2 protein-coding genes are annotated in these 2,223 nt (G+C 46.9%); one reads left to right on the top strand and one right to left on the bottom strand.

The genetic code is table 11. The features are described from left to right. Window positions 1–131: 131 nt before the first annotated feature. On the bottom strand, window positions 132–1,319 hold the full coding sequence (locus VIP81_RS08490; protein WP_331958417.1) for an MFS transporter: 1,188 nt from the start codon (window positions 1,317–1,319) through the stop codon (window positions 132–134). Window positions 1,320–1,571: 252 nt separating this feature from the next. Here VIP81_RS08490 and VIP81_RS08485 point away from each other — a divergent pair, with 252 nt between their 5' ends. Next, window positions 1,572–2,186: an RNA polymerase sigma-70 factor gene (locus tag VIP81_RS08485; protein ID WP_331958414.1), complete on the top strand. Its 615-nt coding sequence runs from the start codon at window positions 1,572–1,574 to the stop codon at window positions 2,184–2,186. The last annotated feature ends 37 nt before the right edge of the window (window positions 2,187–2,223 follow it).

Raw genomic sequence — 2,223 nt, 5'->3', positions numbered from 1 at the left:
TATGCTTAAAAAAACCGGTATTAAAACCTCCGCAGAAATGGTGGTGAAAGCCATTAAAGAGGGATGGGAGTGAGTAAAGCCATTAGCTGTTAGCAAAATGCAGCGGAGTTACCGGCTGCATTTTGCGGTTATTATTTTTTGAAAGTGATCATGGTGATCCCTGCTGCCAGCAGCACAAAGATGGCGGCTATCCAGGGAGTAGCTCCCAATCCGAGTACAGACGCCACAATGTTTCCTCCCACATAAGCGCCTATGGCCGCTCCTGCATTAAACGCCGCAATATTCAGGGCAGAGGCTACATTCACCGTAGCCGGGGCCGCCTTCTCTGCAGTTTGTACCACATATAACTGTGATGCAGGTACGGTGGCAAATGATAATCCTCCTATCATGAAAAGATTAATGATGGCTGCAACAGGTTGATGCACGGTGAAGGTGAAGAGTATCATGGCAGCTACTTCGGCTATTAATATGTACCGGAGGGAGCGGAGCGGATTTTTGTTTGCCAGGTTGCCGCCGGCCATATTACCAATGGCTACTGCTACACCATATATTAATAGTATGATACTCACTTTACCGGCCGGAATATGAGTGAGGTCCGTTAGTAAGGGCGACAGGTAAGTGAATACCAGGAAAACGCCGGCATAACTAAGGATGGTCGTGAGCAATGCCAGCAACAACGGTTTGTTGGAAAGCACGCCGAATTGTGCTTTGCGGTTCACGGTCGCCTCATGAGGAATATTGGCGGGGAGCAGCAGCAAATTAGCCAGCAGGCCAATCCCACCTAATATAGCTACGCCGGTAAAGGTGGCCCTCCAGCCGAGTTGTTGGCCGATAAAAGTGCCCAGCGGCACACCTGTTACCATGGCAATGGTTAAGCCGGCAAACATAAGGGCAATAGCACTGGCTCTTTTATCCGGAGAAACAATAGCTGCTGCGATGGTAGCCCCTACCGAAAAGAATACCCCATGTGCGAAGCCGGTCAGCATACGCGCGGCGATCAACAGGTAGTAGCCTTGTGAAAACGCCGCCAGTGTGTTGCCCGCAATAAATAACAACATGAGGGAAATCAATAACTGTTTACGGGGTATCCGGGCCGTTAACGCGGTAAGTATAGGAGCGCCAATAGCGACTCCAATCGCATAAAAGCTCACGAGCAACCCCGCGGAAGGAATGCTCACTGCCAGGTCTTTGGCAATGACGGGCAGTAATCCAACAATCACAAATTCTGTGGTACCTATGCCGAAAGCGCTGATCGTTAATGCCCACAATGCAGCAGGCATGCGGCTTTGGGCGGTGGCCGCTGTTAATGTTGTTTCCATTCTTATATGATTTGATATATTCACATCGCAAAGGTGGTACAACTGTAGGTATAAAATAAATAAAGCGAATTTGGTAGATGTATAAATAAATTTATAGGTCAACGAATGGGTTATTGTTTTTGTTAATCCTTTTTTTTATTATTGCTGCTGTAAGGGTACCAGCCAATATGATTCCCTACAGTAGTCAACCAAATCGATCAGCATAAAATATTCTTTTTTTTTGTCTATTTAGCAAAAACGTTTTAGCTACACATGAGCATGGATGAGATTCGTGAATGGCAGCTGCAAATAGCACGTTATGATGATGAGCAGGCTTTCTCCCGCCTGTTCCGCCATTTGTATGATCGGCTATTGCATTTTTGTATCAGGTATGTACATGTAAAAGAAGCGGCAGAAGAAATTGTGTCCGACGTATTCGTGAAACTCTGGAACCGTCGTACGGAGCTGGAGCCCATCGTGAATCTGGAGGTATATCTTTTTGTGGCGGTGAAAAATCATTCGCTTAATTATCTTGAACAATATTCCCATTTGCGTATAGTGCCGCTTTCCGGTTCGGATACCGCTGATCTGCGCAACAGCGTAGACCTGGAACGCGACCTGGAATGGAAAGAAATGCGGTTTAAGATGGACCAGATCGTGTCTGCCCTGCCAGCCCAGTGCCGTCGCATCTTTCAGCTGATCAAAGAAGATGGCTTTAAATATAAAGAAGTCGCTGAAATCCTTAATATCTCTCCCAGAACCGTGGAAACGCAGCTTTTCCGGGCCATGCGCCGCCTCAATGAAGGGCTGGGCGCCATTGGTAAGGGTAAAAATGTTTTGCCGCCATTGCTGGTGCTAATGGCTTTATCGTTCCCCGGTTTTTATTGACGCGAGTTTTTGTCTTTCTCAGGATTATACTGATTTA

It is taken from the genome of Chitinophaga sp., from assembly GCF_036566945.1.
Classification (GTDB): domain Bacteria; phylum Bacteroidota; class Bacteroidia; order Chitinophagales; family Chitinophagaceae; genus Chitinophaga.
The sequence above is the reverse complement of the archived record's forward strand: the minus strand, read 5'-3'. Positions and strand labels throughout refer to the sequence as shown.